This window comes from Mesorhizobium sp. M2E.F.Ca.ET.209.01.1.1 (genome assembly GCF_004010375.2).
Classification (GTDB): domain Bacteria; phylum Pseudomonadota; class Alphaproteobacteria; order Rhizobiales; family Rhizobiaceae; genus Mesorhizobium.
In genome coordinates, this window is the sequence record NZ_SADP02000642.1 from 1 (window position 1) to 338 (window position 338).

General features: G+C 67.5%; 2 protein-coding genes. Both read left to right on the top strand.

Annotated features, from left to right (window positions below):
* Window positions 1–205 (top strand): hypothetical protein (locus EN852_RS37255; protein ID WP_135879794.1); only part of this gene is annotated, 205 nt, incomplete at its 5' end.
* Window positions 206–210: 5 nt separating this feature from the next.
* Window positions 211–338 (top strand): hydantoinase B/oxoprolinase family protein (locus EN852_RS37260; protein WP_135879795.1); only part of this gene is annotated, 128 nt, incomplete at its 3' end.

A 338-nucleotide genomic window follows, 5' to 3' on the forward strand; every position in this document is an offset into this window, starting at 1 on the left:
GGCCAGTCCGGCGCGCCGGCTCCCGGTCTACACCGGCCGAGCCATCGAGACCGTCGACCTCCACGACAGGGAGACCTTGGTGCCCGGCAGCACGTTCCTCGGGCCCGCCGTGGTGGTGCAGGAAGACACGACCTTCGCTATCCCCGCCGGAACGCAGGCTCGGGTCGACCGCCACCTCAACCTTCTTCTGACCTTCGCGGAGTGACGCCGTTGTTCGACCGCACAAACCTTCAGGTTCTGGCCAACCATGCCCGCGCGGCGGCCGAGAACATGGCCCACACGCTCCACCGCACCGCGCACTCGGCCTTCGTCAAGGAAACGCAGGACTTCACGGTGAT